At 36.5% G+C, this 252-nt stretch carries 1 protein-coding gene; it reads right to left on the bottom strand.

Annotated elements, in window-relative coordinates; translation table 11 throughout:
• Window positions 1-203, bottom strand: a 203-nt coding sequence (locus ICJ85_RS16365; protein ID WP_206688072.1) for a lactate racemase domain-containing protein, incomplete at its 3' end; no start/stop codon positions are given.
• Window positions 204-252 lie beyond the last annotated feature (49 nt).

The raw sequence follows: 252 nt of genomic DNA on the forward strand, positions 1-252 counted from the left end.
CCTTGTTCATGGACATGTTCTGCTCCAACTTGCTTACCTAAACCAACTGCCATCATTTTCATAATTCCACTTTCGTATTTACCTCTAAAGGCATTATGAGGTTTAATACGACATGAAATTATAATACCATCAGCTTCTGCAGCATTTTTATCTATTACCACTTCTCTTCCATCCTCTGTATGTCCTATCATTTTGACTTCCATAGAAGATTTAATTGGACATCCCAAATACTCTTCTGTAAGGCCATAACCT

The sequence above is a fragment of the Aestuariibaculum marinum genome (assembly GCF_014596975.1).
GTDB lineage: Bacteria > Bacteroidota > Bacteroidia > Flavobacteriales > Flavobacteriaceae > Aestuariibaculum > Aestuariibaculum marinum.